At 67.9% G+C, this 25,503-nt stretch carries 22 protein-coding genes; 5 read left to right on the forward strand and 17 right to left on the reverse strand.

The window, feature by feature from the left end; translation table 11 throughout:
- Positions 1 to 98: 98 nt before the first annotated feature.
- From AC1DSZ_RS13625 to AC1DSZ_RS13645, 5 genes are all read right to left on the reverse strand, one after another.
- Positions 99 to 1,826 (reverse strand): ABC transporter ATP-binding protein, encoded by a 1,728-nt coding sequence (locus AC1DSZ_RS13625; protein ID WP_476838898.1) that lies wholly within the window; start codon positions 1,824 to 1,826, stop codon positions 99 to 101.
- Positions 1,823 to 2,950: an ABC transporter permease gene (locus AC1DSZ_RS13630; RefSeq protein WP_476838899.1), complete on the reverse strand. Its 1,128-nt coding sequence runs from the start codon at positions 2,948 to 2,950 to the stop codon at positions 1,823 to 1,825. The genes AC1DSZ_RS13625 and AC1DSZ_RS13630 overlap by 4 nt, the downstream gene beginning before the upstream one ends.
- A gap of 4 nt (positions 2,951 to 2,954) precedes the next feature.
- Complete coding sequence (locus tag AC1DSZ_RS13635) at positions 2,955 to 3,941, reverse strand: ABC transporter permease (protein ID WP_476838900.1); 987 nt, start codon at positions 3,939 to 3,941, stop codon at positions 2,955 to 2,957.
- Positions 3,942 to 4,093: 152 nt separating this feature from the next.
- Entirely contained in the window at positions 4,094 to 6,049 is a 1,956-nt protein-coding gene (locus AC1DSZ_RS13640; RefSeq protein WP_476838901.1) for an ABC transporter substrate-binding protein, read from the reverse strand.
- Between the two features lie 94 nt (positions 6,050 to 6,143).
- Positions 6,144 to 7,013 (reverse strand): aldose 1-epimerase, encoded by an 870-nt coding sequence (locus tag AC1DSZ_RS13645; protein ID WP_476838902.1) that lies wholly within the window; start codon positions 7,011 to 7,013, stop codon positions 6,144 to 6,146.
- A gap of 183 nt (positions 7,014 to 7,196) precedes the next feature.
- On the opposite strand from AC1DSZ_RS13645, the gene AC1DSZ_RS13650 reads away from it, so the two are divergent.
- Together AC1DSZ_RS13650 and AC1DSZ_RS13655 are read left to right on the forward strand one after the other, a co-directional pair.
- Positions 7,197 to 8,462 carry a glucarate dehydratase family protein gene (locus AC1DSZ_RS13650; RefSeq protein WP_476838903.1) on the forward strand — a complete coding sequence of 422 codons (1,266 nt, stop codon included), beginning with the start codon at positions 7,197 to 7,199 and terminating at the stop codon, positions 8,460 to 8,462.
- A gap of 601 nt (positions 8,463 to 9,063) precedes the next feature.
- Positions 9,064 to 10,470: a methyl-accepting chemotaxis protein gene (locus AC1DSZ_RS13655; RefSeq protein ID WP_476838904.1), complete on the forward strand. Its 1,407-nt coding sequence runs from the start codon at positions 9,064 to 9,066 to the stop codon at positions 10,468 to 10,470.
- Positions 10,471 to 10,480: 10 nt separating this feature from the next.
- Here the strand turns inward: AC1DSZ_RS13655 and AC1DSZ_RS13660 are convergent, their stop codons facing one another.
- The 6 genes from AC1DSZ_RS13660 to AC1DSZ_RS13685 form a co-directional block, all read right to left on the reverse strand.
- Positions 10,481 to 11,428: a MurR/RpiR family transcriptional regulator gene (locus tag AC1DSZ_RS13660; protein WP_476838905.1), complete on the reverse strand. Its 948-nt coding sequence runs from the start codon at positions 11,426 to 11,428 to the stop codon at positions 10,481 to 10,483.
- A complete protein-coding gene (locus AC1DSZ_RS13665) occupies positions 11,425 to 12,393 on the reverse strand; it encodes an ABC transporter ATP-binding protein (protein ID WP_476838906.1) in 969 nt (322 codons plus the stop codon). Before AC1DSZ_RS13665 ends, AC1DSZ_RS13660 begins: the two co-directional genes overlap by 4 nt.
- The gene (locus AC1DSZ_RS13670) at positions 12,390 to 13,394 is read right to left on the reverse strand and encodes an ABC transporter ATP-binding protein (RefSeq protein ID WP_476838907.1); all 1,005 of its coding nucleotides are present in this window, start codon (positions 13,392 to 13,394) and stop codon (positions 12,390 to 12,392) included. The genes AC1DSZ_RS13665 and AC1DSZ_RS13670 overlap by 4 nt, the downstream gene beginning before the upstream one ends.
- Entirely contained in the window at positions 13,394 to 14,236 is an 843-nt protein-coding gene (locus AC1DSZ_RS13675; RefSeq protein WP_476838908.1) for an ABC transporter permease, read from the reverse strand. The genes AC1DSZ_RS13670 and AC1DSZ_RS13675 overlap by 1 nt, the downstream gene beginning before the upstream one ends.
- A gap of 4 nt (positions 14,237 to 14,240) precedes the next feature.
- Complete coding sequence (locus AC1DSZ_RS13680) at positions 14,241 to 15,182, reverse strand: ABC transporter permease (protein WP_476838909.1); 942 nt, start codon at positions 15,180 to 15,182, stop codon at positions 14,241 to 14,243.
- A gap of 239 nt (positions 15,183 to 15,421) precedes the next feature.
- Entirely contained in the window at positions 15,422 to 16,981 is a 1,560-nt protein-coding gene (locus tag AC1DSZ_RS13685; RefSeq protein ID WP_476838910.1) for an ABC transporter substrate-binding protein, read from the reverse strand.
- Between the two features lie 219 nt (positions 16,982 to 17,200).
- Between AC1DSZ_RS13685 and AC1DSZ_RS13690 the strand changes: the two genes are divergently transcribed.
- The 3 genes from AC1DSZ_RS13690 (at position 17,201) to AC1DSZ_RS13700 (ending at position 20,082) form a co-directional block, all read left to right on the forward strand.
- Positions 17,201 to 18,334 carry an amidohydrolase/deacetylase family metallohydrolase gene (locus AC1DSZ_RS13690; protein WP_476838911.1) on the forward strand — a complete coding sequence of 378 codons (1,134 nt, stop codon included), beginning with the start codon at positions 17,201 to 17,203 and terminating at the stop codon, positions 18,332 to 18,334.
- Between the two features lie 181 nt (positions 18,335 to 18,515).
- Entirely contained in the window at positions 18,516 to 18,977 is a 462-nt protein-coding gene (locus AC1DSZ_RS13695) for a RidA family protein (RefSeq protein WP_188519369.1), read from the forward strand.
- A 10-nt stretch (positions 18,978 to 18,987) separates the two neighbouring features.
- Positions 18,988 to 20,082 (forward strand): D-TA family PLP-dependent enzyme, encoded by a 1,095-nt coding sequence (locus AC1DSZ_RS13700; protein WP_476838912.1) that lies wholly within the window; start codon positions 18,988 to 18,990, stop codon positions 20,080 to 20,082.
- Between the two features lie 36 nt (positions 20,083 to 20,118).
- Here AC1DSZ_RS13700 and AC1DSZ_RS13705 read toward each other — a convergent pair whose 3' ends face one another.
- The 6 genes from AC1DSZ_RS13705 to AC1DSZ_RS13730 all read right to left on the reverse strand — a co-directional run bounded on the left by AC1DSZ_RS13705 (position 20,119) and on the right by AC1DSZ_RS13730 (position 25,496).
- Complete coding sequence (locus tag AC1DSZ_RS13705; protein WP_476838913.1) at positions 20,119 to 20,400, reverse strand: DUF4242 domain-containing protein; 282 nt, start codon at positions 20,398 to 20,400, stop codon at positions 20,119 to 20,121.
- A gap of 217 nt (positions 20,401 to 20,617) precedes the next feature.
- A complete protein-coding gene (locus AC1DSZ_RS13710) occupies positions 20,618 to 22,288 on the reverse strand; it encodes an ABC transporter substrate-binding protein (protein ID WP_476839161.1) in 1,671 nt (556 codons plus the stop codon).
- A 154-nt stretch (positions 22,289 to 22,442) separates the two neighbouring features.
- Entirely contained in the window at positions 22,443 to 22,721 is a 279-nt protein-coding gene (locus tag AC1DSZ_RS13715; protein WP_476838914.1) for a DUF2160 domain-containing protein, read from the reverse strand.
- A complete protein-coding gene (locus AC1DSZ_RS13720) occupies positions 22,721 to 23,518 on the reverse strand; it encodes a carbohydrate ABC transporter permease (protein ID WP_476838915.1) in 798 nt (265 codons plus the stop codon). Before AC1DSZ_RS13720 ends, AC1DSZ_RS13715 begins: the two co-directional genes overlap by 1 nt.
- A complete protein-coding gene (locus AC1DSZ_RS13725; protein WP_476838916.1) occupies positions 23,518 to 24,408 on the reverse strand; it encodes a carbohydrate ABC transporter permease in 891 nt (296 codons plus the stop codon). The genes AC1DSZ_RS13720 and AC1DSZ_RS13725 overlap by 1 nt, the downstream gene beginning before the upstream one ends.
- Positions 24,405 to 25,496, reverse strand: coding sequence for an ABC transporter ATP-binding protein (locus AC1DSZ_RS13730; RefSeq protein WP_476838917.1), 1,092 nt, complete (start codon positions 25,494 to 25,496; stop codon positions 24,405 to 24,407). Before AC1DSZ_RS13730 ends, AC1DSZ_RS13725 begins: the two co-directional genes overlap by 4 nt.
- Positions 25,497 to 25,503 lie beyond the last annotated feature (7 nt).

Below are 25,503 nucleotides of genomic sequence, written 5' to 3' on the forward strand. Positions count from 1 at the left end.
GAGGGGAAGGGGATCCAGGGGTGAGCGCGACTGCTCTGGATCCCCTTCCCGGCGCTACGCGCCGCCGGGGATGACAGTTGAGAGGGAGTGCAAGTGCTTCACGCGATGTACCGGTGGCGCTTGTGCATGCTGCGCAGGCGCGGGTCCGGGCGGGGAATGGCGGAGAGCAGCGCCTGCGTGTAGGCGTGCTGCGGGGCGTCGCAGACCTGGTCGGTCGCGCCCGTCTCAACCACCCTGCCCTGGTACATCACGGACACGCGGTCGCACATGTAGCGGATGACGCCGATGTCGTGGCTGATGAACACATAGGAGAGCTTCAGCTCGTCCTGCAGGCGCATCATCACGTCCAGCATCTGCGAGCGCAGCGACACGTCGAGCGCCGAGGTGGCCTCGTCGGCCACGATCACGCGCGGGTTCAGCGATATGGCGCGCGCGATGCCGACGCGCTGGCGCTGGCCGCCCGAGAACGCGTGCGGGTAGCGCTCGCGCCAGTCGGGGTTCAGCCCCACCTGGTCCATCAGGACCGACACGCGGTCGTCCAACTCCGAGCCCTTCGCGATCCCGTTCACCAGCAAGGGCTCGCCGATGATCTGCGCCACCGTCATGCGCGGGTTCAGCGACCCCACCGGGTCCTGGAAAATCATCCGGATCTCGCGGCGGCAGAGCTTCAGCGTCTCCTTGTCGGCCGTGACGAGGTCCACCACCGTCCCGTCCGCCTTGCGGTAGCGCATGGCGCCGCCCGTCGGCTGGTAGATGCGCAGCAGGCAGCGCCCCATGGTGGTCTTGCCGGAGCCGGACTCGCCCACGATGCCGAGCGTCTCGCCGGCCTTAACCTGCAGGGACACGTCGTCCACGGCGCGGATGGGCGCAGCGGGCGAGCCGAAATGCATCTTGAGATTGTCGATCTCGATCACCGAGGGCGCATCCTCGGCGATGGGCGCGCGCTTCAGCCGGATCTCGGCCTTCTGCTCGAGCTTCAGCACGGAGCCGATCAGCATCTTGGTGTAGTCGTTCTGCGGCGCGTGGAATATCTGGTCGACCGGCCCGGCCTCCATGACCTTGCCGTGGAACATCACCAGCACCTCGTCGGCGATCTCGGCGACCACGCCCATGTCGTGCGTGATGAACATCACCGCCATGCCGTGCTGCTGCTGCAGTCGCTTGATGAGGTCCAGGATCTCGGCCTGCGTGGTGACGTCCAGCGCCGTGGTGGGCTCGTCGGCGATCAGCATGGATGGATTGCACGCGAGCGCCATCGCGATCATCACGCGCTGGCGCATGCCGCCCGAGAACTCGAATGTGTAGCGGTCCACCGCCTTGTCGGGATTGGGGATCTCGACCTGCCGCAGGAGCTCCACCGTGCGCGCCCGCGCTTCCTTCTTGGACAGGCGCAGGTGCAGCAGGAGCACCTCCATGATCTGGTCGCCGACCGTGTGCACCGGCGACAAGGAGGACATCGGCTCCTGGAAGATCATCGCGATCTCGGCGCCGCGCACGGCCCGGATCTCGCGGCCGCGCGGATGGAGCGTGGCGAGGTCCACCGACGAGCCGTCCGGCCGATGCAGCAGCATGGAGCCGCTCATGATGCGGCCGGGCTGGTCGACGATCTGCAGGATGGAGCGCGCCGTGACGCTCTTGCCGGAGCCGGATTCGCCGACGACGCACAGCGTCTTGCCGCGCTCCACCGTGAACGACACGCCGTCGACCGCCTTCACGACGCCGGTGCGGGTCGGGAAATGCGTGACAAGGTCGCGCACCTCCAGCACCGCGCGGAGCGGAGCCGCGGCGGCGTCGGTGCGGCGGGAGGACAGGTCCACGATGGTCATTTGTTGTACGGATCGGCGGCGTCGCGCAGTCCGTCTCCCAGGAAGTTGAGGGCGATCACGGCGATCACGACGGCGACGCCCGGCGCGAACAGCCAGGGAGCGGTCGCGATGGAGCGGATGTTCTGCGCCTCGCGCAGCAGCACCCCCCACGAGATGGTGGGCGGCTGCAGGCCGAGGCCGAGGAACGACAGCGACGTCTCGGCCAGGATCATGGCCGGGATCGCGAGCGTGATCGACGCGATGATGTGGCTGGCGAAGCTCGGCAGCATGTGGCGGAAGATGATGCGCCCCTCGGACGCGCCGTCGAGCCGCGCGGCCGTGACGAACTCCTCCGTGCGCAGGCTGAGGAACCGGCCGCGCACCACGCGGGCGAGCTGCGCCCATCCGGTGAGGCTGAGGATCACCGTAATCATGAAGTAATTCAGCGTCGCCGGCCAATCCTGCGGCAGCGCCGCCGCCATCGCGAGCCAGATCGGGATGGTCGGCAGCGCCAGGATGAACTCGATGGTGCGCTGGATCACGAAGTCGATCCGCCCGCCGTAATAGCCGGAGATTCCCCCCAGCACGATGCCGAGCAGCAGCGACAGGAACACGCCCACGAGGCCGACGGAGAGCGAGATCTGCGTCCCCTGCATGATGCGGCTCCACACGCAGCGGCCGAGCCGGTCCGCGCCGAGCAGGAACAGCGGCTGCCGCGCCTCGGAGGAGACGAAGAGATGCGTGCGGGCGCTGAACAGGCCGAGCACCGAATACTCGTAGCCCTGCCCAAACATCGTCACGTAGATCTTGCGGCTCGTGTCCGGCACATGGACGGCAGCGAGCGTCTGCGGATCGCGCTTCAGCGTCGTGGGATGGAAATAGGGCCGGAACGCCCAGCTCCCGTCCGGCGCCGTGTCGATGAAATGCAGCCCCTGCGGCGGCTGGTAGGCCGCGCGGGCGTTCTGCTGGGACGGGTCGTTGATGGCGAAAAAGCCCGGGATCACGGCGATCAGGTAGAAGAACGCCGTCACCCACAGCCCGATCATCGCCAGCCTGTGGCGCTTGAACGCCCACCAGACCAGCTGCCATTGCGACGCGACCGCGACCTTGCGCTGGTCGATGGCCGCGAAAGCGACGTCCGTCATGCGCCTACTCCAGCCGGATGCGCGGATCGACCAGCGCAAGCAGGATGTCGCTGATCAGGGAGCCGATCAGCGTGAGCGTGCAGATCAGCAGGATGAACGCGCCGGCCAGGTACATGTCCTGGCTCATCAGCGATTGCAGCAGCAGCGGCCCGGCGGTGGGCAGGCTGAGCACGATGGCGACGATGATGGAGCCGGACACGAGGTTGGGCAGCAGCCACGCGATGGTGGAGATGAAGGGGTTGAGCGCCAGCCGCACCGGATACTTCATCAGCAACCGGAACTCCGACAGCCCCTTGGCGCGCGCCGTCGTCACATAGGCCTTGTTGAGCTCGTCCAGCATGTTGGCGCGCATCACCCGGATCAGGCTCGCGGTGCCCGACACCGCCAGGATGATCACCGGGATCCAGAGGTGGCCCATCAGGTCCCACACCTTGGCGAGGCTCCAGGGCGCCGCGAGATACTGCTCGGAGAACAGCCCGCCGACCTCCTGCCCCCACTCCACGGCCGCGAGATACATCAGCACCAGCGCCAGCAGAAAGGACGGGATCGCGAGGCCCAGGAAGGAGAAGAACGTCGCGATGTAGTCGCCGATCGAATACTTCCGCACGGCCGAGAAGATGCCGATCGGCAAAGCGAGCCCCCAGGTGGCCAGCAGGGTCGCGAAGGTCAGCACCAGCGTGAGCGCCATGCGCTCCCAGATCAGGTCGCCCACCGGCTGCTGCCACTCGAAGCTCAGCCCGAAATCGCCGCGCAGCAGGATGCCGCTGATCCATTTCCAGTACTGGACGATCATCGGCTGATCGAGCCCGAACCGGGCGCGCAGGTCCGCCGCCGTGTTCTGGTCCACGACCTCGTTGGAGGCCGCCAGCGTGGCGATGTAGGTCGTCACGTAGTCGCCCGGCGGCAGCTGGATGAGCACGAACGCCATGAAGCTGATGACCACCAGCGAGGGGATCATCCACAACACGCGCTTGGCGATGAATTTGAGCATGCGAGGCCCTTCGGTGGACCGATGAACTGTTGCCGCCGTCATCCCCGGCCGGAGCGGCGAAGCCGCGGAGGGGAAGGGGATCCAGGGGTGAGCGCGGCTGCCCTGGATCCCCTTCCCGGCGCTTCGCGCCGCCGGGGATGACGGAGGGGTTGTTACGTCGTGAAGTAGAACTGCTGCGGCAGGGCCGGGCCGGGGTTCGGCCAGGTCCAGGCGTTCGGGTACTTCTCGGGCACGTTCTTCAGGTTCGTCTTGACGACGCCGAAATTGTTGACCGCCAGGCACACGCCCATGGTCTCGAAGGCGTCGGCCGCGAGATCGAAGACCTGCTTCATGATCTCGCCGCGCTTCTTCAGGTCCGACGTCGCGCGGGCGTCGTCGAACAGCTTCATGCGCTGCTTCTGGCCCTCCGGCGGCTCCTGCCCGTCCTTGCCGCCAGACACGTACCAGAGCGTCCACGGCACCGCGTAGCGCGAGCCCTGCGGATGCTGGGCGAAGTAGTCGCGCGGATCGAGCATGGGATCGAGCCCGCCCGGGCCCGGCCACACGGCCGCGTCATGGTCGTTGTTGTCGCCGCGCGTGTAGTAGAGCGCCCGCTCGATCGTATTGACCTTCATGTCGACGCCGATGTCGGCCCAGTGGCGCTTCACCAGCTCCAGCACGTCCACGAGGTCGGGATACAGCGTCGGGATCACGTCGATCGCGAAGAACACCTTCTGGCCGTCCGGCCGCAGGCGCATGCCCTGCGCGTCCTTCTTGCCGTAGCCGAGCTTGTCCAGCATGGCGTTGGCCTTGGCCTTGTCGAACTCGGTGTACTGGCGGCCGAGCTTCTCGTTGAACCAGGGATGCCCCGGCCGCGGTCCGGCCTGGTAGGGCTCGGACTGGCCCAGATACACGATGTCGATGATCTCCTTGCGGTCCATGCCGAGCGAGAGCGCCTGCCGGAACTCCTTGTTGCCCAGCATCTCGCGCATCTTCGGGTCTTTGTGCGTGATGTTGAAGTAGATCTGGCACTGCTGCGACGAGGACGCGATGAGCTCGACCAGCCTGTAGCCGCCCTTCTTCATGTTCTGCGACAAAGTCGGCTTGTTCTGCAGCGTGTCGATGTGCCGGTCCTGGATGTCGAGGCGTCCCGACACGGCGTCGAGCATCAACGATTCCACGTCCTGCGAGATCGAGAACGAGATCCGGTCGATATAGGGAAGCTGGTTGCCCTCCGTGTCGACCTGCCAGAAGAACGGGTTGCGCTCCATGGTGACGCGCGTCGCGCCGCCCGTGTAGGGCTCCTTCACGACCCAGGGATCGATGGTCGGCTTGTCCGGATTGCCCCAGCGCGACGGGATCTCGATGTCGCCGCACTTGATGCGAAACAGCGCGCCCCAGTCGGAGACGTTGGCCTGCTTCACGAGGTCGGCGACGGCCGGATTGTATTTGGGGTGGAACTGGCCGCAATAGTGCTTGGGGAACAGCGTCGGGTGCTGCCCGAGCGGCGTCGCCATCAGGTCCAGGAAGAGCGCGTAGGGGCTCGCGAAGGTGAACTTCACCGTCGTCTCGTCCACCTTGGTGGCCGTGCCGGCCTTGCCGGCGATCACGAGCGGGCTCGGGACGGACTTGTAGAGTTCGGAATTCTTGGCGCAGTCCTCCACCGCGAACACGATGTCGTCGGCCGTGAACGGCTTGCCGTCCGACCACTTCATGCCCTTGCGCAGGTAGAACGTGAACTCGGTGGAGTCCGCGTTCACCTCCCAGCGCTCCGCCACGTTCGGCAGCGGCTCGGTGAACTGCAGGTTCCAGCGCACCAGGCCCTGGTTGCCGACCATGCGCAGGATGCCGTTGTGGTCGGCGCTGCCGCGCAGCCCGCGGCGCAGCGAGCCGCCATAGACGCCCACCTTCTCGAAGGGCGTCACCACCATGGGCTTCTCGGGCAGGCGCTGCGCCAGCGCGGCGAGCTTGCCCTCGCCGACGAGCTTGGCCAGCGCCGGCGCTTCCTTGCCGGCCGCCTGCGCCCGCAGCGGGCCGGGCAGCGCCGTCATAGCGGCCGCTCCCGCTAATCCCTGCAGAACGGTGCGGCGCGCGAGCCTCGGCCCAAACGGATCCCTGGTGTCGGTCATGGCGTGTCCTCCCCTTTGGCCGGCGTCGTTGCGCCGTTGTTCTTATGCAAGCCGTCCGGCTTCGCTGAAGCCGATGGTCAGTGGTTCCGGTTGATCATTCAAGCGCGATCGTCATGCATCCGCGGATCGTTTCCCCCGGCGCAGCCACACGCATGCCCGCGCCTTGGACGCCCCGTGCGGCGAGGTTGAACCCATCCGCCACATGGCTCACGGGCTCGACGCAGAGATAGGCCCCGCCCTCCGGCGCATGCATCACGAGGTGGTCCAGCGCGCCGTCGCTCCTGATCGCGATCCGCCCGCCGTCGGCCCGGTCGATCGACACGCGGCCGTCCCAATTTGCGAAATAGCGCGTCATCCCGGCGGCGCCGTGCCGCTGGTAATGGGCGGCTTCGCTCGCCGGGAGCCGTTGCGGCGCGATCCCGCACCCGGCCTCATCCTGCGACCACTCGATCCCGGCGTTGAACCGGACCCGGTCGCCATGATGGGCGACCAGATAAGGGTGCAGCCCGAGCCCGACCGGCATGGGCGTCACGTCCTCGTTGCGGATCGCAACCGTGATGGCGAGCGCCGTTTCCGAGAGGCTGACGATCTGGGTTGTGGTGAAGCGCCACGGCCAGGCGTCCGGCTCGTGCGCGTAGGTCATCACGGCTTCCGATGCGCTCTCCAGCGCGCAGCTCCACGCGCGCAGCTGCGAAAATCCGTGCAGGGCGTGCGGCGGGCAAGCCGGGTGCGCGGGCAACTGCACCTCCCGGTCGCCGAAGCGGAAGCGCCCGTCGCGGATGCGGTTGGAGAACGGCGCGAGCGGGTAGCAGCCTGCCTTGGGCCAGAACAACGGATCGAAAGCCGCGTCCTTCAACGGAATGAGGATCGGTTCAGGCGCCCCATCCGTCTCGCGCCAGAAGGCCGCCACCCGGCCACCCTGCATCGGCGCGAGAATCGCCCGCAGCGCTCCCGCGGCCAGCATAGGCCGCGGCGCCGTCTCCCGATCCGTTTCGCTCCCCGGAGCATGGTTGGCTGTGGTCACGCGCAAAAGCTTGATCCAGCGTCCTTGATATTTCAGATTTCACGGTAGGAAGCCGAGACGACGCTGTCAATCGCCCCCGATGATGGGATCTGATGGCGTCCAAACAAGAAGCCGGGAGGCAGCATGAACAAGGCTGGTCGTATCGCGGATGTTCGCATCCACCCCATCGCGTTCAGGGATCCGCCCCTTCTCAACGTGGCGGGCGTCCATGAACCCTGGGCGTTGCGCAGCATCATCGAGATCGAGCTGGAGAACGGCCTCGTCGGCCTCGGCGAGAGCTACGGCGACCTCGCCACCCTGGCCGACCTGGATCGCGTGAAGCCCGCGCTCATCGGTCTCTCACCGTTCGACCTGAACGCCCTCACGCGGTGCATCTACGGCGCCGTGGCGCCACAGGGTGATCCCGCCGCGATGTTCCCGCCGGCCGGCGACAAGGCGCGCGCCACGGCGGTGGGCGCCTTCGAGGTCGCGATGCTGGACCTCCAGGGCCAGATCCTCGGGCAGCCGTTGCACCAGATCCTGGGCGGCGCGGTGCGCGACCGCGTCTCGTTCAGCGCCTACCTGTTCTACAAGTTTGGCCAGCACCGCGACGCGCCGGATCCCGGCGACGACTGGGGCGAGGTGCTCACCCCCGAGCAGATGGTGGGCGAGGCCCGCCGCATGGTGGACCAGTTCGGCTTTGGCTCCATCAAGCTGAAAGGCGGCGTCTTCGAGCCCGAGCGCGAACTCGACGCGCTGGACGCCCTGCGGGCCGCTTTTCCAAAACATCCACTGCGCATCGATCCGAATGGCGGCTGGTCGGTCGAGACCACGCGGCGGCTGATGCCGCGCCTCGATGGCCTGCTGGAATATTGCGAGGACCCGGTGAACAGCCTCGCCGAGATGGGCGAAGTGGCGCGCTTCGCCACCATGCCGCTCGCCACCAACATGTGCACGATCGCGTTCGGGCACATTCCCGAGACGATCCGCCTCAACGCCGTGCAGGTGATCCTGTCGGATCACCATTATTGGGGCGGGCTGCGCGCCACCCAGCATCTCGCCTGGATCGGCCGCGTGTTCGGCATCGGCATCTCGATGCACTCGAACTCGCACATGGGGATCAGCCTCGCCGCCATGGCGCATGTGGCCTCGACGATCCCGAACCTCGCCTATGCGTGCGACACCCACTATCCCTGGCAGACCGACGAGGTCATCGAGGGCGGCAAGCTGCCGATCGAAGGCGGCATGGTGGCGGTTCCGCAAGGACCCGGCCTCGGCGTGCGCCTCGACCACGGCGCGCTGGCGCGGCTGCGCAAGAACTACCGCGACTGCGGCATCCGCAAGCGCGACGACGCGACCGAGATGCGCAAATACGACCCCGCCTTCAATCCGGCCCGGCCTCGCTTCTGAGGGCCGCGCCGTCGCGCCATCCGAGCCTCAGCTGCGCGCGCAGAGGGCGGAGTCGGGCAACGACGCGTCCGCGAGCGTGGTCAGCGCGGCCGCCCGGGCGGGGTCGGCGGAGCCGCGCCGGCGAAAGCTTTCGAGGGACGACTGCGTCAGTTTTCCGTCGGTGAAATGCGTGACGATGAAAGCGCCTTTGCTAGGGCCAAGAACTTCAGCCCAGGCCGCGCTGAGCGGACGGGGTACGGAGGTCGTGCCATTCGATCGCTTTGTCATGGGCCATGAACGACCGTGCGAGCGGCGCGGTTTCAGGCCCAGATCCCGTATGGTTAACCGAAGATGAAGCTGTATGGCGGTGCGTCGAGAACGCTCCGCGAACTCTGTTGAGGACCCGGGCGGGCAATCTCGCTTCCCGCATTTCGACACGTCCCGCGTGGTTCGGTGGCGAACGGACGAACTGTTGCCAGCCGAATTGTCGGTTGCGCTTTTCGTCCGGCAGGCGGCTGAGCGTTTCGGCGCCAAGCCGATTCGTCTGGTCGCAATAAAACGTCAAATGACGATAGTAAATGCATGGAACCTTTTATTATTGATCCTCTGTAAGCATTCGGGCGTGAGTTCCCCCGCCACGGTGTTTGCAGTGTCCCCGGTCAACACGCCTTCGCTTCCGCAGCAGACCAATCCGGTCACGCTGCCTGCTCTCGAGCGGCTTCTGAGCGTGTCAGGGGTGACCGAGAGCGCGAAGGCCACGACGCGGGCGTTGCGAGACATCGTGCTCGCCGCCGTACCGGGCGCGGTTCACGCCTATTGCGACCACCTCGAGCAGTCCGTCCCGGACATGCGGGCCACGGTGCAGACCTTTCGGGAAGAAATGGTCGCCGAGGAACTCCGGCATTTCGAGGTTCTGTTCTCGGGCGACCTCGGCGGCGCCTATGCGGCGGCCCTGAATCAGGCGACGGCGACGCGGCACGCGGAGGCGCTCGGCGCGCGCACCCGGCTTGGCACCGTGGTCCGCGTACTGCCGGCCCTGCATGCGGAAATCAGGCGTCGCAACCGTTTCACGCCGTGGCGCGCCGTACGCGAGAGCGAGGCCGTTTCGGCGCTGTTGTTCAGCGACGCGCTGGCCGCCACAGTCTGCCACCAGCGCGCCGGCCGCTGGAGCCTGTCGGCCCGCAAGGGCCAGCTCGACCAGGCTGCGGCCGCCATGCAGCACGAGATCGCCGCCCTGGCGACGGGCCTCCACGATGCGGCCGGATCGCTGCGCAGCGCCGCCGGCGAAAGCGCCGAAGGCGGCTGGCTGGCCGGCCAGGAAGCCACGCTGGCCGAGGAAGCATCCCAGGAATGCGCCACCCGGATCGCGAGCGCGGCGCGCATGACGGAAGAATTCGCCCAGGCGCTCGAGCAGGTGAGTTCGGAGGCGCGGCGGTCGCGCCAGATCACCAGCGCGGCCGTGGATCACACCCGCTCGGTCGCAAACGGGATCAACAAGCTCGCGGACGCCACGGCGCGCATTGGCTCCATCGTCACGCTGATCCAGGAGATCGCCACCAAGACGAACCTCCTCGCGCTGAACGCCACCATCGAGGCCGCCCGCGCGGGCGCGGCGGGGCGCGGGTTCGGCGTCGTGGCCGGCGAGGTGAAGGTGCTGGCCAGCCAGACCGCCCGGGCCACCGACGACATCGCCGGGCAGATCGCCGCCGTGCAGGACGCCGCCGCGGCCTGCGTGGGCTCCGTCGAGGCCATCTCGGCGACCATCGCGAGCCTCGACCAATCGTCCTCCGCCATCTCGGCCACGGTCTCGGACCAGTCGATCGCGACCGCCCAGATCGCCGCCGCCGCGCGCGCGGTGGCCGAGCAGGCCGGCGCCGGCCTGTCCTCGGCCAAGCGGTCGCGCACCGCGATCGGCGAAGTCGCCGAACGCTCGCGCGACCTCGACGCCGCGTCGCGCCAGGTCGACAGGGCGGCGGCGGACATTTCCGAGCTGGTCGGGCAGTTCCTGTCGCGGCTGAAGACGATCTAGGGTTCCGGCCCTACTCGTCGCTGCCGAGGGGGCGGCTGCCCCAGTGCATCAATGACGGGTCGTCGTTGTCGACGCCATGCGTCTGCAGCACTTCGTGGATCGTCTTCAGCCGTGCGTTCACGGACGGGCCGCGCCGCAGGCCCACCATCACCATCACGATCTCGATGATCAGGAGCTGCACCACATAGGCCTCGGTGCCGACCCGCATGGTGGCGTCGCGCGGCACGTCCGTGCTCAGCACGATGTCGGCGAGGTCGGCCAGCGGCGTGGACGTGCGCGTCAACGCGATCACGGTCGCGCCGCGCGAGCGCCCGAGCTGGACGGCCTCCAGCAGCGCCGGCATGCGGCCCACGAACGAGATCGCGAACAGCACGTCGCCCGGCTCCATCGTGGCCGCGCCGACGAGCTGGAAATGCGCGTCCGAGAACGCATTGGTGACGAGACCCAGCCGAAACAGCCGTGCCTGCAGGTCCTGCGCGAGGAAGTTGGAGGTCGCGCCCGTGCCGTAGCAGTCCACCCGCCGGGCGGCGTCGATCGCGGCGGCGGCGCGCTCCACCTCGGCGGGATCCAGCCGGCGCTGCCACTCGGCCAGCACCGAGGTGAGGCTGCCGACCACGTTGCGCACCACGTCGCCGGTGCTGTCGCCCGCCGCCACGCCGCGATGCAGAAACGGCGTCCCGAGCGCCAGGGCCCCCGCGAGCTTGAGCTTGAAATCCTTCAGCCCGTCGCAGCCGACCGCGCGGGCGAAGCGCACGATCGTGGGCGCGCTCACGCCCGCGCGCGCCGCGAGGTCCTCGACATTGGTTTGCACGGCCCAATGGGGATCATCCAGGATCATGCGGCCGATGCGCTGCTGGCCTTCCGACATGCCGGCGAGCCCGAGCCGGATGGCGCGCAGGATGTCGGGGGCGTTCTGCTCCGCCTGGGCGAGGTCGAGCGCCTCCGGCCGGCCACTCATGCGGCCTCCGGCCGGGGCGGCAGGCTGTCGAGGATGCACGCATAGGCCCGGCCCTCGCCGGCGTCGCGCAGCGGCGGCACGACTTCGGCGCAGGCCGGCATGGCGTAGGGGCACCGCGTCCGGAACACGCAGCCGGACGGGGGCGCCATCGGCGACGGGATGTCGCCCTTCAACGTGCGCGACAGCTTGGGTGCGTCGGGGTCCGCCTTGGGCGACGCTGCCAGCAGGGCCTGCGTGTAGGGATGCCGCGGCCGGGACGTGACGATCTCGGCCGGGCCGATCTCCATCACGCGGCCGAGATAGAGCACCGCGATGCGGTCGCACATGAGCTCCACGACGTCGAGGTCGTGCGAGATGAACAGCATCGCGAGCCCGAAGCGGGCGCGCAGGTCCTGCATGAGGTTGAGCACCTGCGCCTGCACGCTGACGTCGAGCGCCGACACGGGCTCGTCCGCGACGATCAGCTCCGGCTCCACCGCAAGCGCCCGCGCGATGCCGATGCGCTGCCTCTGCCCACCGGAGAACTCATGCGGGTAGCGGGCCATGTGGGCGGCCGGCAGGCCCACGGTCTCCATCAACTCGCCGATGCGCTCCGTCCGCCGGCCGCGCGCCAGCCCATGCGCGTCCAGCGCCTCGCCGATGATGTCGCGCACCCGCAGGCGCGGGTTGAGGCTCGCGAACGGGTCCTGGAACACCATCTGGGCGCGGCGCCGCAGCGCCTTCAGCTTGCGTTCCGGCGCAGTCGCGATCTCGTCGCCGCCGAACCGGACGGAGCCCGCCGTCGGATCCAGCAGCCGCAGGATGAGCCGGCCGATGGTGCTCTTGCCGGAGCCGGACTCGCCGACCAGGCCCAGCACCTCGCCGGGCTGGATCGCAAAGCTCACATCCTCCACGGCGCGCACCGGATGGGCGCCGCCGCCGAAATGCTTGGTGAGGCCCCGGACCTCCAGCAACGCCCCGCTCACGCGATCTCCCTCCAGCGCAGGCAGCGCACGACCCGATCGGGCTCGCTCTCCAGCGGAATGGCGCCGACGCGGCACGGGTCGCGCACGAACTCGCAGCGGGGCGCGAATCCGCATCCCTCCGCGACCCGGCTCACCGTGCCCGGAATGGAGCGCACCACGCGTCGCCCATCCGCGCCCCGCGCCGCGCGCGCGGGCAGGCAGTCCAGCAGCGCGCGCGTATAGGGATGGCGCGGCGCGTGAAACAGCGGCCGCACCGGCGCGCTCTCGACGACCTCGCCGGCGTACATCACGGCCACGCGGTCGGCGACTTCAGCGACCACGCCGAGATTATGCGTGATGAACAACACGCCCATGCCCATCTCGCGCCTGAGCCGCTCGATCAGCGCCAGGATCTGCGCCTGGATGGTGACATCGAGCGCCGTGGTGGGTTCGTCCGCGATCAGCAGGGCCGGGTCGCACGCCATCGCGAGCGCGATCATGACGCGCTGGCGCATGCCGCCGGACATCTGGTGCGGGTAGTCGTGCACGCGCCTGCCCGCGTCCGGGATCTCGACGAGGTCCAGCATCTCGCGCGCGCGCCGCATCGCGTTGCCCTGGCCGACGCCGCGGTGGAGGCGCACCGACTCGGCGATCTGCTCGCCGACGGTGAGCACCGGGTTGAGGCTCGTCATCGGCTCCTGGAAGATCATCGCGATCTCGGCGCCGCGCAGCCGCCGCACCTCGGAGGCCGACGCCTGCGCGAGATCGATCGCCCCGCCCGCCCGGCGCCGGAACAGGATGCTGCCGCCAGAGATGCGCCCGGCCGGGCGCGGCAGCAGCCCCATCACGGCGAGGCTGGTCACCGATTTGCCGGACCCGGACTCGCCCACGAGCGCCAGCGTCTCGCCGGCGTTCACCGACAGCGTGACGCCCCGCACCGGCGTGACGGTCCCGTCCTCGGTGCGGAAGCTGACCTCGAGATTGTTGATGGCAAGCAGCGGCTCAGGGTGGGTCGCCGTCATCAGAGCGCCTTCCGGAGCTTGGGATCGAGCATGTCGCGCAGGCCGTCGCCCAGCACCTGAAGCGACAGGGCCGCGAGCACGATGGCGATCCCCGGAAACAGGACGACCCAGAACGCGTCGTCGGCGAATTGCTGGCCGGACGCGATCATGGTGCCCCAGGTGGGCGTCTCGGGCGGCACGCCGGCGCCGAGAAACGACAACCCCGCCTCGGCCAGCACTGCATAGGCGAAGATGAACGTGGCCTGCACGAGCACGGGCGACGCCACGTTGAGCAGCACATGGACGCCCAGGATGCGCGCCGTCGAGACGCCGAGCGCCCGCGCGGCCTCCACGAATGGCAATTCGCGCACCACCAGCGTGGAGGCGCGCACCACCCGCACGACGCGCGGCGTGTAGACGATCGACAGCGCGAACACGACGTTGAACGCCGACGCGCCGAGCACCGCGACCAGGAAGATCGCCAGCAGGATGTCGGGCAGCGCCATCATGGCGTCCACCACGCGCATCACCGGCGCATCCAGACGGCGGAAATAGCCCGCGAACAGCCCGATCGTGGTTCCGATCGTCATCGACACCGCCACCACGGCGGCGCCGATGCCCAGCGACGCGCGCGCGCCGAAGATGATGCGCGAGAGGATGTCGCGGCCGAACTCGTCAGTGCCGAGCCAGTTCGTCTCGCTCGGCGGTTTCAGACGGCGCGCCAGCCGCATCGCGTCCGGCTTGAAGGGCGTCACCCAAGGAGCCAGCAGCGCGCCGAGCAGCAGGATCAGCAGCACGAGGGCGGCGGCCAGCACCAGCTTGCGGCGAAACAGGCGGCGGAAGAACAGCAGCGCGGGCGACATCGGCTCAGGTCCGCACGCGCGGGTCGACCAGCGTGTAGATCACGTCGATCGCCAGGTTGATGAGCACGTAGACGGCCGCCACCACGATCAGCGCGCCCTGGATCACCGGGTAGTCGCGGCGCAGCACGGCCGACACCACGAGGTTGCCGACGCCCGGCAGGCCGAACACCGTTTCGGTCACGATCGCGCCGCCCACCAGCAGCGCCGCCGTGAGCCCCACCACGGTGACGATCGGGATCAGCGCGTTGCCGAACGCGTGGCGCAGCACCACGCGGGTCTCGGACACGCCCTTGGAGCGGGCCGTGCGCACATAGTCCTCGTTCAGGACGTCCAGCATGCTGGCGCGTGTGAAGCGGGTGATCAGCGCCGAGTTGACGAGGCCGAGCACGCAGGCTGGCAGGATGAGATGGCCGAGCCTGTCCGCCAGCGGCGCGCCGGGGTCGCCGTAACCCGCCACCGGAAACCAGCCGAGCCGCACGGCGAAGAGCTGGATGAAGATCAACCCGAGCCAGAAACTCGGCACGTTGGCGGCCAGCATCGCGAGGCCACTGACGATCTGGTCCACCGCCCTGCCCCGCCACACCGCCGAGGCGACGCCGGCCGGAATGCCGATCAGCGCCGCGATCGAGACCGAGAACAGGGTGAGGAAGAACGTCGGCTCCGCCCGCTCGGCCAGCGCCTGCGTGACGGGCCGCTGCAGGAAGATCGACTGCCCGAGATTGCCGCTCGCGACCTCCTTCAGCCACAGCCCGAACTGCACCAGCAGCGGCTTGTCGAGCCCGTACACGGCGCGCAGCCGCGCGACGTCCTCGGGCGTGGCCTGGTCGCCCAGCATCAGGGCGGCGGGATCGCCCGGCGCGAGGCGGGTGAGGAAGAACACCATGGTGGCAACGAGCAGCATCACGATGATGAGCCCGCCGATCCGCCGCCCCAAAGTCAGCCACATGGGTCTTGGTGCTCCAGTTGGTCTGGCAGTTTGACGGTTCGCAGTCTGTCGCCGTCATCCCCGGCGGCGCGAAGCGCCGGGAAGGGGATCCAGGGGCAAACGCTTCGTCTCGTCAGGAATGGAGGACTGGAGCCAGCGCCCAGCAGCGACGCGTGTGGCCCCTGGATCCCCTTCCCCTCCGCCGCGATGCGGCTCCGGCCGGGGATGACGGCGGGGAGGTAAGCCCCCGCCGAACCGTCTCAGTTCAGCTCGACGTTCCAGAAGGCCGGGAACGGCATGGGCGTGTAGCCCTTCATCTTGGACGAGACGCCCGCCAGCGAGCCGAAATTGCCGGCGCGAATGTACGGGACCTCGTCGTAGATGACCTGCTGCACCTTGGCCCAGAGCGGGCCGCGCTTGGCCGGGTCCGGCTCGCCGTTGAAGGCCGCCAGCGCGGCGTCCTTGGCGGGGGTCTTCCACCAGCCGGGCGCGCCGTCGCCGAGCTGCGGCGGCGACAGCATGGGCTCGGGGAAGAAGGCAGAATGCGTGATGTAGACGTCCCACAGCGCCGGGTCGCTGCGGCGCTGCACCAGCGTCGCCCAGTCCACCACGTCGAGGGTGACCGTGAAGCCGGCCGCCTTGAGCTGCTCGGCCATCACGAGCGCCATGCGGTGGTGGAAGTCGTACTGCTTGGAGTTGAGGATGCGGATGGGCGCGCCGTCATATTTGGCCTCGGCCAGCAGCTTCTTGGCCCCGACCGCATCGGCCTTGCTGTAGCGCTCCGCGCCCGCGTCCGAGTTGAACGGCGAGCCCTTCGGGAAGTGCGAGGGCGCCAGCGCGAAGAACTTCGGATCGCCGAAGCCCGCGAGCAGGATCTCCTCCTCGTCCAGCGCCATCTGGAAGGCCTGCCGCACCTTCAGGTCCGCCATCGGGCCCTGCTTGGTGTTGGTCGGGAAGTAGGGGAAGCCGTACGGCATGGTCAGCACCGCCTTGGCGGCGGTGGACGACGACAGCTTCTTGTTGGCTTCCACCGGCAGCTGGTCGGCGAAATGGTACTGGCCGGCCACCACGCCCTCGACGCGCGTGTTGGCGTTGGGCGCCGGGATGAAGCGCAGCTCCGCGATCTTCGCTTCCTTCTTGCCGGCGTAACCGTTGGCCGGCTCGGTGCGCGACACGTAGCCGTCGAACTTGGTCAGCACCACGAACTGGTCCGGCTTGCGCTCGCGGAACTTGTACGGGCCGGTGCCGACGAACTCGACCAGCGGGTTGGCGATGCTTTCCTTGGCCATGATGCCCGCATAGCCGGACGGCAGCGCGAGATGGGCCAGCAAGGCGGGCTGCAGGTCGTTGAGCGCGATCTCGACCGTGCCCGGGCCCTTCGCGGCGATGGACGCGATGCTCTTGGACAGCGCCTTGCCGCGCGGCGTCATCTCGACCCAGCGCTTCAGCGACGCCACCACGTCCTCGGCGTCGAGGTCGCGGCCGTTGTGCAGCTTCACGCCCTTGCGCAGCTCGATCGTGTAAAGCTTGCCGTCAGCCGCGATCTTGGGCATCTCGGCCGCGAGCATCGGCTGGACCGCGCCATTCGCGTCAAAGGTGAACAGCGGCTCGTAGACGTGCTGCATGATGATGCTGACGAGGTCGGCCGTGGAGGCCATCGGGTCCAGCGACTGCGGTTCGCCCACCATGGCGAGATTGGCGCTCTGCGCGCCCTGCGCGGAGGCGATCTGCGGCCCGAGAAGGGTCGCCGCAAGCGCGCCCATGCCCGCCTGAAAGCCGCGGCGCGTCGGCGCCCAGCCGAATGATCCGGAATCCGTCATGCATCCCTCCCGTCGAGCCGGAGCCCGCCGTTCCCGCAGCGCGCCCCTGAATGATGTAACTTTATTAAGCGGCAAATCTGGCTGTCAACGCTTATTGCGCGATGTTGCAGTGCAAACAACGTTTACGGGCGAATGGAACCTTGAGAGATTGACCACAAGAGCGGCGAGGATGTAACTTTTTTCCGCTAGCGCTGCGGCGCGCGACAAAGGTTTGAGGCCATGGATTACGAACTCGTCGTCAGCGGCGGCCGGGTGATCGACCCGTCCCAGTCGATCGACCGCATCACGGATGTCGCCTTCTCGGGCGGTAAAGTCGCGGCCGTCGGCGATGGCCTCGCGGCGCGGGCCGGGCGGCGCGTCGACGCGACGGACCGCATTGTGACGGCCGGGCTGATCGACCTGCACACGCACGTGTATTGGGGCGGCACCTCGCTGGGCGTGGATCCGCTGGTGCTGGCGCGCGGCGGCGCGACGACGCTGATCGACACCGGCAGCGCCGGGCCGGGCAATTACCCGGGCTTCCTGGAGCACGTCATCAAGCCGGCGCCGATGCGCATCATCGCGTATCTCAACGTGTCGTTCGCCGGCATCTACGGCTTCTCCAAGCGCATCATGGTGGGCGAGAGCGGCGACCTGCGCCTGATGGCGCCGATCGACGCCGTGGAGGTCGCGGAGGCGAACCGCGATACGCTTGCTGGCATCAAGGTGCGCGTCGGCATGAACGCGTCGGGTAATTCCGGGCTCGTGCCCCTGCAGATCGCACGGCAGGTCGCCGACCGCATCCGCATGCCCATGATGGTGCACATCGACGTGCCGCCGCCGACCCTTGAGGACGTGCTCGCCCTGATGCGTCCGGGCGATATCCTGACCCACTGCTTCCGCCCCTTCCCCAACACGCCCGCCACCGGCGACGGCAAGGTGCTGCCGGCCGTGCTGGAGGCGCGCGAGCGCGGCGTGCTGTTCGACATCGGCCACGGCATGGGGTCGTTCTCGTTCAAGACCGCGCGCGTGATGCTGGCCAACGGCTTCATGCCCGACACCATCTCGAGCGACGTCCACGCGCTGTGCATCGACGGCCCGGCTTTCGATCTCCTCACCACGCTGTCGAAGTTCCTGTGCCTCGGCGTCGACCTGCCGGCCGTGATCAAGGGCGCGACGGAGAACGCCGCCGCCGCCCTGCAGCGCCCCGATCTCGGCACCTTCAAGCCCGGCTCGGCCGGCGACGCCTCCATCCTGTCGCTCGACCACGGCGCGCACGACTATGTGGACTCCACCGGCGAGCATCTGCGCGGCGAGCAGCGCCTGGTCGCCAAGGGAGTCGTCATCGCCGGCAAGCTCTGGCACGAAGGGTGAGATAGCAGTTCTCGGTTTCGCACGCCGTCATCCCCGGCCGGAGCGGCGCAGCCGCGGAGGGGAAGGGGATCCAGGGCCGCCGCGCTCACCCCTGGATCCCCTTCCCGACCCGCTTCGCGGGTCGCCGGGGATGACGGCGCAAGCATGATCCGCTCAAATCGACACAGCAGGAGAGCCCCGCATGACCCCCGAAGAGAAACTCGCCTCCCTCGGCCTCACGCTGCCGAGCGCGCCCGTGCCGGTGGCCAACTATGTGCCGTTCCGCTGGGCCGGCAACCTGCTCTACCTCTCGGGCCAGGGCCCGAAGCGGACGGACGGCACCTACAAGGCCGGCCGGCTCGGCCGCGACATGACGATCGAGGACGGCTACGCCGAGGCGCGACTGACCACGCTCAACATGCTGGCCGTAGCCAAGCAGGCGCTGGGCGAGCTCTCGCGCATCGAGGCCGTCGTGAAGCTGCTCGGCATGGTCAACGCCGAGCCTGATTTCGGCGATCATCCCAAAGTCATCAACGGCTGCTCGGATCTTCTCGTCGAGGTGCTGGGCGAGGCCGGCCGCCACGCCCGCTCGGCCGTCGGCATGGGCTCGCTCCCGAACCGCATGGCGGTCGAGATCGAGGCCATCCTGCTGATCCGCAACTGAGGATAACGCCATGGCGGACGCCGGTATCGCGACATTGAAGGCCGAAGTGGCGCGCCGCTTCGGCACGCCCGCCGTGGTGATCGACCTCGACGTGGTGGAGAGCAACATCGCGCGCGTGCAGGCGATGTGCGAGGCGGCCGGCGTCGCCAATCGCCCTCACATCAAGACGCACAAGAGCCCGGTGATCGCCGGCCTGCAGCGCGACGCGGGCGCGCAGGGCATCACCTGCCAGAAGATCGGCGAAGCCGAGGTGATGGCGCAGGCCGGCTTCGACGACATCTTCATCACCTACAACCTGCTCGGCGAGGAGAAGATGGGCCGCCTCGGCCATCTCCTGCAGACCACGCGCATGCGGGTCGCGGCCGACAACCATACCGTGGTGGCGGGCCTGCCCGAGGCGGCGCGCATCGGCGGGCGCGACCTGGAAGTGATGGTGGAGTGCGACACCGGCCGCAAGCGCGCCGGCGTGGAAACGCCCGCCGAGGCGGTGGCGCTGGCCCGCGACATCGCGAGCCGGCCGGGTCTCTCCTTCGCGGGGCTGATGCTTTATCCGCCAGAAACCCGCATGGCCGAGACGCAGGCGTTTCTCGACGAGGCGCTCGCCGGCCTGCGCGCCCACGGGCTGGAGGCGCGCGCGATCTCGTCGGGCGGCACGCCCAATCTCGCCAATCTGGGCAAGATCACGGGCGTCACCGAGCACCGCGCCGGCACCTGCGTGTTCAACGACCGCATGATGATGCGTGCCGGCATGGCAACGCTGGAGGATTGCGCCCTCACGGTCTACGCCACCGTGGTGAGCCGGGCCGGCCCGGAGCGCGGCATCCTGGATTCAGGCTCCAAGACGCTCACCAGCGACACCGGCGGCGGGCTGGACGGCCACGGCCTCATCCTCGAACACCCCGAGGCTCGCATCGCGCAATTCGCCGAGGAGCACGGCTTTTTGGACCTGCGCGCCTGCAACGACAGGCCGAGCGTCGGCGACGTGGTGCGGATCGTGCCCAATCATGTCTGCGTGGTGGTCAACATGGTGGACCGCCTCGTCGCGGTGCGCGGCGCCGAGGTCATCGGCGAACTGCCGGTGGCGGCGCGCGGCCGCATCAGCTGACGCGGCGGAAAGAGCCGCCGCGCCACTTTCGCCCAGTCAGCGAGCCGCCGTCATCGGATCAATGCGCTTGCGGACTTCGGTGATCTTGGTGGCCGGGAACCCGCTGATCTCCGCATGCTTGCGGATCGTCTTGGGATCGTCGGCGAGATAGACGCAAAACAGCTTGTCGTCGGTTACGAAGCTTTCGACCCATTGGATATCGGGGGCAAGCTGGCGGAGCACGTCGTTGGATTTGCCGGCGGCCTGCTGAAGCTGCTCACGGCCCATCGTGCCGGCTGCGGGAATGTCGCGCTCGATGATGAACTGGCGAAGCGTCATGGCGATCTCCGAACTGCGGCCTGCGGGATGGCCGGCCGCTCGAAGGCGAAAGCTGCGCTCACGGCGCGGGCCGCACTGTGCGTCGACGCACGCCACGGGCTGTGAAATCCACGACGACGATGATCAACGTAAAGGCCGCGAGGCGTCCGGAGACGCCGCCGCGGCCTTCTGGTGACACGGAGAACCGGCCCCGGAGGGCCGGCCCTGGAGATCGGCGTCAGCCCTTCTTGGGCGGAGTGGCCGGCCAGCTCTTGATCAGGGTGTCGTAGTCGATCGTCTCACCCTTCGGCTTCTCGTTCGCCAGCTTGCGCTGGGGCGCGATGGTGCCGGCCTTTTCGGCCTTCGCGTACCACTCCTCGGCCGAGGTCTTCGGGTTCAGCTTCGGACCGCATTCGCCCTGCACGCCGGACTTCTCCAGGCGCTCCAGCACCGCGTCCTGGGCGGCCGCGAGGCTGTCCATGGCGGCCTGCGGGGTCTTGGCGCCCGAGGAGGCGTCGCCGATGTTCTGCCACCAGAGCTGCGCCAGCTTCGGGTAGTCCGGCACGTTGTTGCCCGTCGGGCTCCACTGCACGCGCGCGGGCGAGCGATAGAACTCGATCAGGCCGCCAAGCTGCGGCGCGCGGTCGGTGAAGGTCTTGTCCCAGATGTCGCTCTCACGAATGAAGGTGAGGCCGACATGGCTGGTCTTCAGGCTCACCGACTTGGAGGCGATGAACTGGAGGTAGAGCCAAGCCGCCTTGCGGCGATCCACCGGGGTGGACTTCAGCAGCGTGCCGGAGCCCACGTCCTGGTAGCCGAGCTTCATGCCTTCCTTCCAGTAGGCGCCCTTCGGCGAAGGAGCCATGCGCCACTTCGGCGTTCCGTCCGGGTTCATCACCGACAGGCCGGGCTTGACCATGTCGGCCGTGAAGGCCGTGTACCAGAACATCTGCTGGGCGATGTTGCCCTGTGCGGGAACCGGGCCGGCCTCGCCGAACGTCATGCCCTGCGCCTGCGGCGGGGCGTACTTCTTCAGCCACTCGATGTATTTGGTGATCGAGTAGACGGCCGCCGGTCCGTTGGTGTCGCCGCCGCGGTCGATCGAGGAGCCGGTGGTGCGGCAGCCCTCCATGCGCAGGCCCCACTCGTCGACCGGGAGGCCGTTCGGCAGGCCCTTGTCGCCGTTGCCGGCCATGGACAGCCAGGCGTCCGTGAACCGCCAGCCGAGCGACGGATCCTTCTTGCCGTAGTCCATGTTGCCGAACACCTTCACGCCATCGACTTCCTTGATGTCGTTGGTGAAGAACTCGGCGATGTCCTCATAGGCGGACCAGTTCACCGGCACGCCCAGCTCATAGCCATACTTGGCCTTGAACTTCTGCTTGAAGTCGGGACGCTGGAACCAGTCGTACCGGAACCAGTAAAGGTTGGCGAACTGCTGCACGGGCAGCTGGTAGAGCTTGCCATCCGGCGCGGTCGTGAATGACGTGCCGATGAAGTCGGCGATGTCGAGCGTCGGGCTGGTGACGTCCTTGCCTTCTCCGGCCATCCAGTCCGTCAGGTTCACGGCCTGCTTGTAGCGGAAATGCGTGCCGATCAGGTCGGAGTCGTTGATCCAGCCGTCATAGATGTTCTTGCCGGATTGCATCTGCGTCTGGATCTTCTCGACGACGTCGCCCTCCTGGATGAGGTCGTGCGTGAGCTTGATCCCGGTGATTTCGCTGAACGCCTTGGCGAGCACCTTGGACTGGTATTCGTGCGTGGTCAGCGTCTCGGAGACGACGTTGATCTCCATGCCGGCGAAGGGCTTCGCGGCGTTGACGAAGAACTCCATCTCCTTCATCTGCTGATCCTTGGTCAGCGTCGAAGGCTGGAATTCCTGGTCGACCCACTTGCGGGCTTCGTCCATCCCCGCCAGGGCGGAACCGGCCCCGAGCGTCAGGGCGAACAGGCTCGCCCCCGCAATCCAAACGCTTTTGCTGCGCTTGCTCATCTGGTTTCCTCCATCTCGATTGTCGTTGTCGTGCGCCGCCTTTGGGCGGTCTTGGGCGAAACGCCGAAACTCAAACCCAGCGGAAAACGGCCGCTGCGTAGAAAAGCGAAAGGGCCGACGCCCACCAGACGTCCGGGCCGACGATGCCGAGCCAGGCGAGGTGGATGAAGGCGCTGCCAAGCAGCGTGATGAACAGGCGGTCGCCTCGCGTCGTCGACAGCGACAGCACGCCGACGCGAGGCTGCTCCGGCCGCACCGCCGCCAGCGTGGTCATCAGCGCCAGCGCGGACGCGATGCCGATAAAGAACAGGCCCGTCTGCCAGGTCCAGGCCATCCAGGCGAGATCCATCAGACCCTCCCCAGGGCGAAGCCCTTGGCGATGTAGTTGCGGACGAACCAGATGACGAGCGCGCCGGGGATGAGCGTCAGAACGCCCGCCGCCGCCAGCACGCCCCAGTCCATGCCGGCCGCCGACACCGTGCGGGTCATGGTGGCTGCGATCGGCTTGGCGTTCACGGAGGTGAGCGTCCGCGCCAGAAGGAGCTCCACCCACGAGAACATGAAGCAGAAGAAGGCCGCGACCCCGATGCCGCTGGCGATCAGCGGCGTGAAGATCTTCAGGAAGAAGCGCGGAAACGAGTAGCCGTCGATCGCGGCCGTCTCGTCGATCTCGCGCGGCACGCCCGACATGAAGCCCTCGAGAATCCAGACCGCCAGGGGAACATTGAACAGGCAGTGCGCCAGCGCCACCGCCCAAGGCGTGTCGAACAGCCCGATCGCCGAGTACAGGTTGAAGAACGGCAGCGCGAACACGGCCGGCGGCGCCATGCGGTTCGACAGCAGCCAGAAGAACAGGTGCTTGTCGCCCAGGAACCGGTAGCGCGAGAACGCGTAAGCGGCCGGCAGCGCGAAGCCGACCGACAGGATCGTGTTCAGGATCACGTATTTCAGCGAGTTGATGTAGCCGTTGTACCAGCTCGGATCCGTGAAGATCTTTTTGTAGTTGTCGAACGTGAGCGTATGCGGCCACAGCGTCATCACGCTGGTGATCTCGGCGTTGGTCTTGAAGCTCATATTGATAAGCCAATAGATCGGCAGCATCAGGAAGAGCAGGTAGAGAAGGATGATGGCCCGGCCGCCGCGCATCATGCCGCTCCCGCTCTGGCGTCGGCTTTCGTCATCACGGTGTAGAACACCCAGCACACCGCGAGGATGATCAGGTTGTAGACGATGGAGAGCGCCGCCGCTTTTCCCAGATCGAACTGGCCGAGCGCGAGCTTCACGAGTTCGATCGACAGGAACGTCGTGGAGTTGCCCGGCCCGCCGCCCGTCACCACGAAGGGCTCCGTGTAGATCATGAAGCTGTCCATGAAGCGCAGCAGCACGGCGATCAGCAGCACGCGCTGCATCTTGGGCAACTGGATCGTGCGAAACACCGCCCAGCGCGACGCGCCGTCGATCCGCGCCGCCTGGTAGTAGGCGTCCGGGATCGACTTCAGCCCCGCGTAGCACAGCAGCGCCACGAGCGACGTCCAGTGCCACACGTCCATGGTCACGATCGTGATCCAGGCGTGCAACGGATTTGAGACATAGTTGTAGTCGATCCCGAGCGCGTTCACGGCGGCGCCGAGCAGGCCGATGTCGCCGCGCGCGAAGATCTGCCAGATGGTGCCGACCACGTTCCACGGGATCAGCAGCGGCAGCGCCATCAGCACCAGCGTGGCGGCCACGCGCCAGCCCTCGCGCGGCATCGACAGCGCGATCACGATGCCGAGCGGCACCTCGATGGCCAGGATGATGGCCGAGAACAGCAGGTTGCGACCAAGCGAGTCGAAGAAGCGTCCGCCCAGGTCCGTGCTGCGGTCCAGCAACTCCGAGAACCAGCCGACCCCGTTCCAGAAGAACTGGTTGTTTCCGAACGTGTCCTGGACCGAGTAGTTGACCACCGTCATCAGCGGGATCACGGCCGAGAAGGCCACGATCAGCAGCACCGGCGCGACCAGGAACCAGGCTTTCTGGTTGACGGGCTTGATCATGCCGAGGCCCCTTCCCCGTCGACCCGGCGGCCATCCGCATAGATGTGGATGCGAGCCGGATCGAGCCGCAGCACGGCGCGGTCGGAATCGAACGCCGAGTCCTCGCCCACGGTGGCCGCCATCGGGCGGTCGCCCAGCATCACGCGCGCGATGCGGGTCCGGCCGAGATCGTCGATCCGCGCGATGCGCACCGGCAGGCCGTCGCCATGAGCTTCCAGCACGGCGAATTCGGGCCGCACCCCGAGCTCGATGCGCCCGCCTTGCGGGAGCTTCGGATAACCGCGCCCGAGCGCCACGGCGATTCCGTCCACATAGGCGGTTGCGCCGTCCACTTGGCACGGCAGAACGTTCATGCCCGGCGAGCCGATGAAATGGCCGACGAACACGTGCTCGGGCCGCTCGAACAGCTCGTCGGGCGTACCGGTTTGCACCACCGCGCCGTCGTGCATCACCACGACTGTGTCCGCGAAGGTCAACGCCTCGGTCTGGTCATGCGTGACGTAGATCATCGTCAGGTCGAGCTTGCGGTGCAGCTCCTTCAGGGTGGAGCGCAGCCGCCATTTCAGGTGCGGGTCGATCACGGTCAGCGGCTCGTCGAACAGGATGGCGTTCACGTCCGGCCGCACCAGGCCGCGTCCCAGCGAGATCTTCTGCTTGGCGTCCGCCGTCAGGCCGCTCGCGTTCTGGTCGAGCGAACGGGTGAGGTCGAGCAGCCCCGCGATCTCGTCGACGCGCGCGCGGATGGTCTTGGCGTCCACGCCCCGGTTCTTCAGCGGAAACGCCAGGTTCTCGCGCACCGTCATGGTGTCGTAGACCACCGGGAACTGGAACACCTGGGCGATGTTGCGCGCCTCGGTGGGCAACGTGCTGACGTCGCGGTCGTCGAACAGGATGCGGCCGCGCGTCGGCACGACGAGGCCGGAGATGATGTTCAGCAGGGTGGTCTTGCCGCAGCCCGATGGGCCCAGCAAGGCGTAGGCCCCGCCCTGGCGCCAGACGTGGTTCATCTCCTTGAGGGCGAAGTCCTGCGGGCCCTGCGGATTGGGGTGGTAGCTATGGGCGAGATGGTCGAGCGTGATGCGGGCCATGCGATGC

The organism is Alsobacter sp. P4_H11, from assembly GCF_056400925.1.

What these genes read in the sequence shown, in the direction of transcription:
- AC1DSZ_RS13630 (WP_476838899.1), bottom strand. Translation starts at nt 2,950, where the DNA reads ATGACGGACGTCGCTTTCGCGGCCATCGACCAGCGCAAGGTCGCGGTC.
- AC1DSZ_RS13640 (WP_476838901.1), bottom strand. Translation starts at nt 6,049, where the DNA reads ATGACCGACACCAGGGATCCGTTTGGGCCGAGGCTCGCGCGCCGCACC.
- AC1DSZ_RS13675 (WP_476838908.1), bottom strand. Translation starts at nt 14,236, where the DNA reads ATGTCGCCCGCGCTGCTGTTCTTCCGCCGCCTGTTTCGCCGCAAGCTG.
- AC1DSZ_RS13670 (WP_476838907.1), bottom strand. Translation starts at nt 13,394, where the DNA reads ATGACGGCGACCCACCCTGAGCCGCTGCTTGCCATCAACAATCTCGAG.
- AC1DSZ_RS13715 (WP_476838914.1), bottom strand. Translation starts at nt 22,721, where the DNA reads ATGGATCTCGCCTGGATGGCCTGGACCTGGCAGACGGGCCTGTTCTTT.
- AC1DSZ_RS13690 (WP_476838911.1), top strand. Translation starts at nt 17,201, where the DNA reads ATGGATTACGAACTCGTCGTCAGCGGCGGCCGGGTGATCGACCCGTCC.
- AC1DSZ_RS13680 (WP_476838909.1), bottom strand. Translation starts at nt 15,182, where the DNA reads ATGTGGCTGACTTTGGGGCGGCGGATCGGCGGGCTCATCATCGTGATG.
- AC1DSZ_RS13645 (WP_476838902.1), bottom strand. Translation starts at nt 7,013, where the DNA reads ATGCTGGCCGCGGGAGCGCTGCGGGCGATTCTCGCGCCGATGCAGGGT.
- AC1DSZ_RS13725 (WP_476838916.1), bottom strand. Translation starts at nt 24,408, where the DNA reads ATGATCAAGCCCGTCAACCAGAAAGCCTGGTTCCTGGTCGCGCCGGTG.
- AC1DSZ_RS13660 (WP_476838905.1), bottom strand. Translation starts at nt 11,428, where the DNA reads ATGAGTGGCCGGCCGGAGGCGCTCGACCTCGCCCAGGCGGAGCAGAAC.
- AC1DSZ_RS13720 (WP_476838915.1), bottom strand. Translation starts at nt 23,518, where the DNA reads ATGCGCGGCGGCCGGGCCATCATCCTTCTCTACCTGCTCTTCCTGATG.
- AC1DSZ_RS13710 (WP_476839161.1), bottom strand. Translation starts at nt 22,288, where the DNA reads ATGGACGAAGCCCGCAAGTGGGTCGACCAGGAATTCCAGCCTTCGACG.
- AC1DSZ_RS13635 (WP_476838900.1), bottom strand. Translation starts at nt 3,941, where the DNA reads ATGCTCAAATTCATCGCCAAGCGCGTGTTGTGGATGATCCCCTCGCTG.
- AC1DSZ_RS13685 (WP_476838910.1), bottom strand. Translation starts at nt 16,981, where the DNA reads ATGACGGATTCCGGATCATTCGGCTGGGCGCCGACGCGCCGCGGCTTT.
- AC1DSZ_RS13650 (WP_476838903.1), top strand. Translation starts at nt 7,197, where the DNA reads ATGAACAAGGCTGGTCGTATCGCGGATGTTCGCATCCACCCCATCGCG.
- AC1DSZ_RS13700 (WP_476838912.1), top strand. Translation starts at nt 18,988, where the DNA reads ATGGCGGACGCCGGTATCGCGACATTGAAGGCCGAAGTGGCGCGCCGC.
- AC1DSZ_RS13695 (WP_188519369.1), top strand. Translation starts at nt 18,516, where the DNA reads ATGACCCCCGAAGAGAAACTCGCCTCCCTCGGCCTCACGCTGCCGAGC.
- AC1DSZ_RS13730 (WP_476838917.1), bottom strand. Translation starts at nt 25,496, where the DNA reads ATGGCCCGCATCACGCTCGACCATCTCGCCCATAGCTACCACCCCAAT.
- AC1DSZ_RS13705 (WP_476838913.1), bottom strand. Translation starts at nt 20,400, where the DNA reads ATGACGCTTCGCCAGTTCATCATCGAGCGCGACATTCCCGCAGCCGGC.
- AC1DSZ_RS13625 (WP_476838898.1), bottom strand. Translation starts at nt 1,826, where the DNA reads ATGACCATCGTGGACCTGTCCTCCCGCCGCACCGACGCCGCCGCGGCT.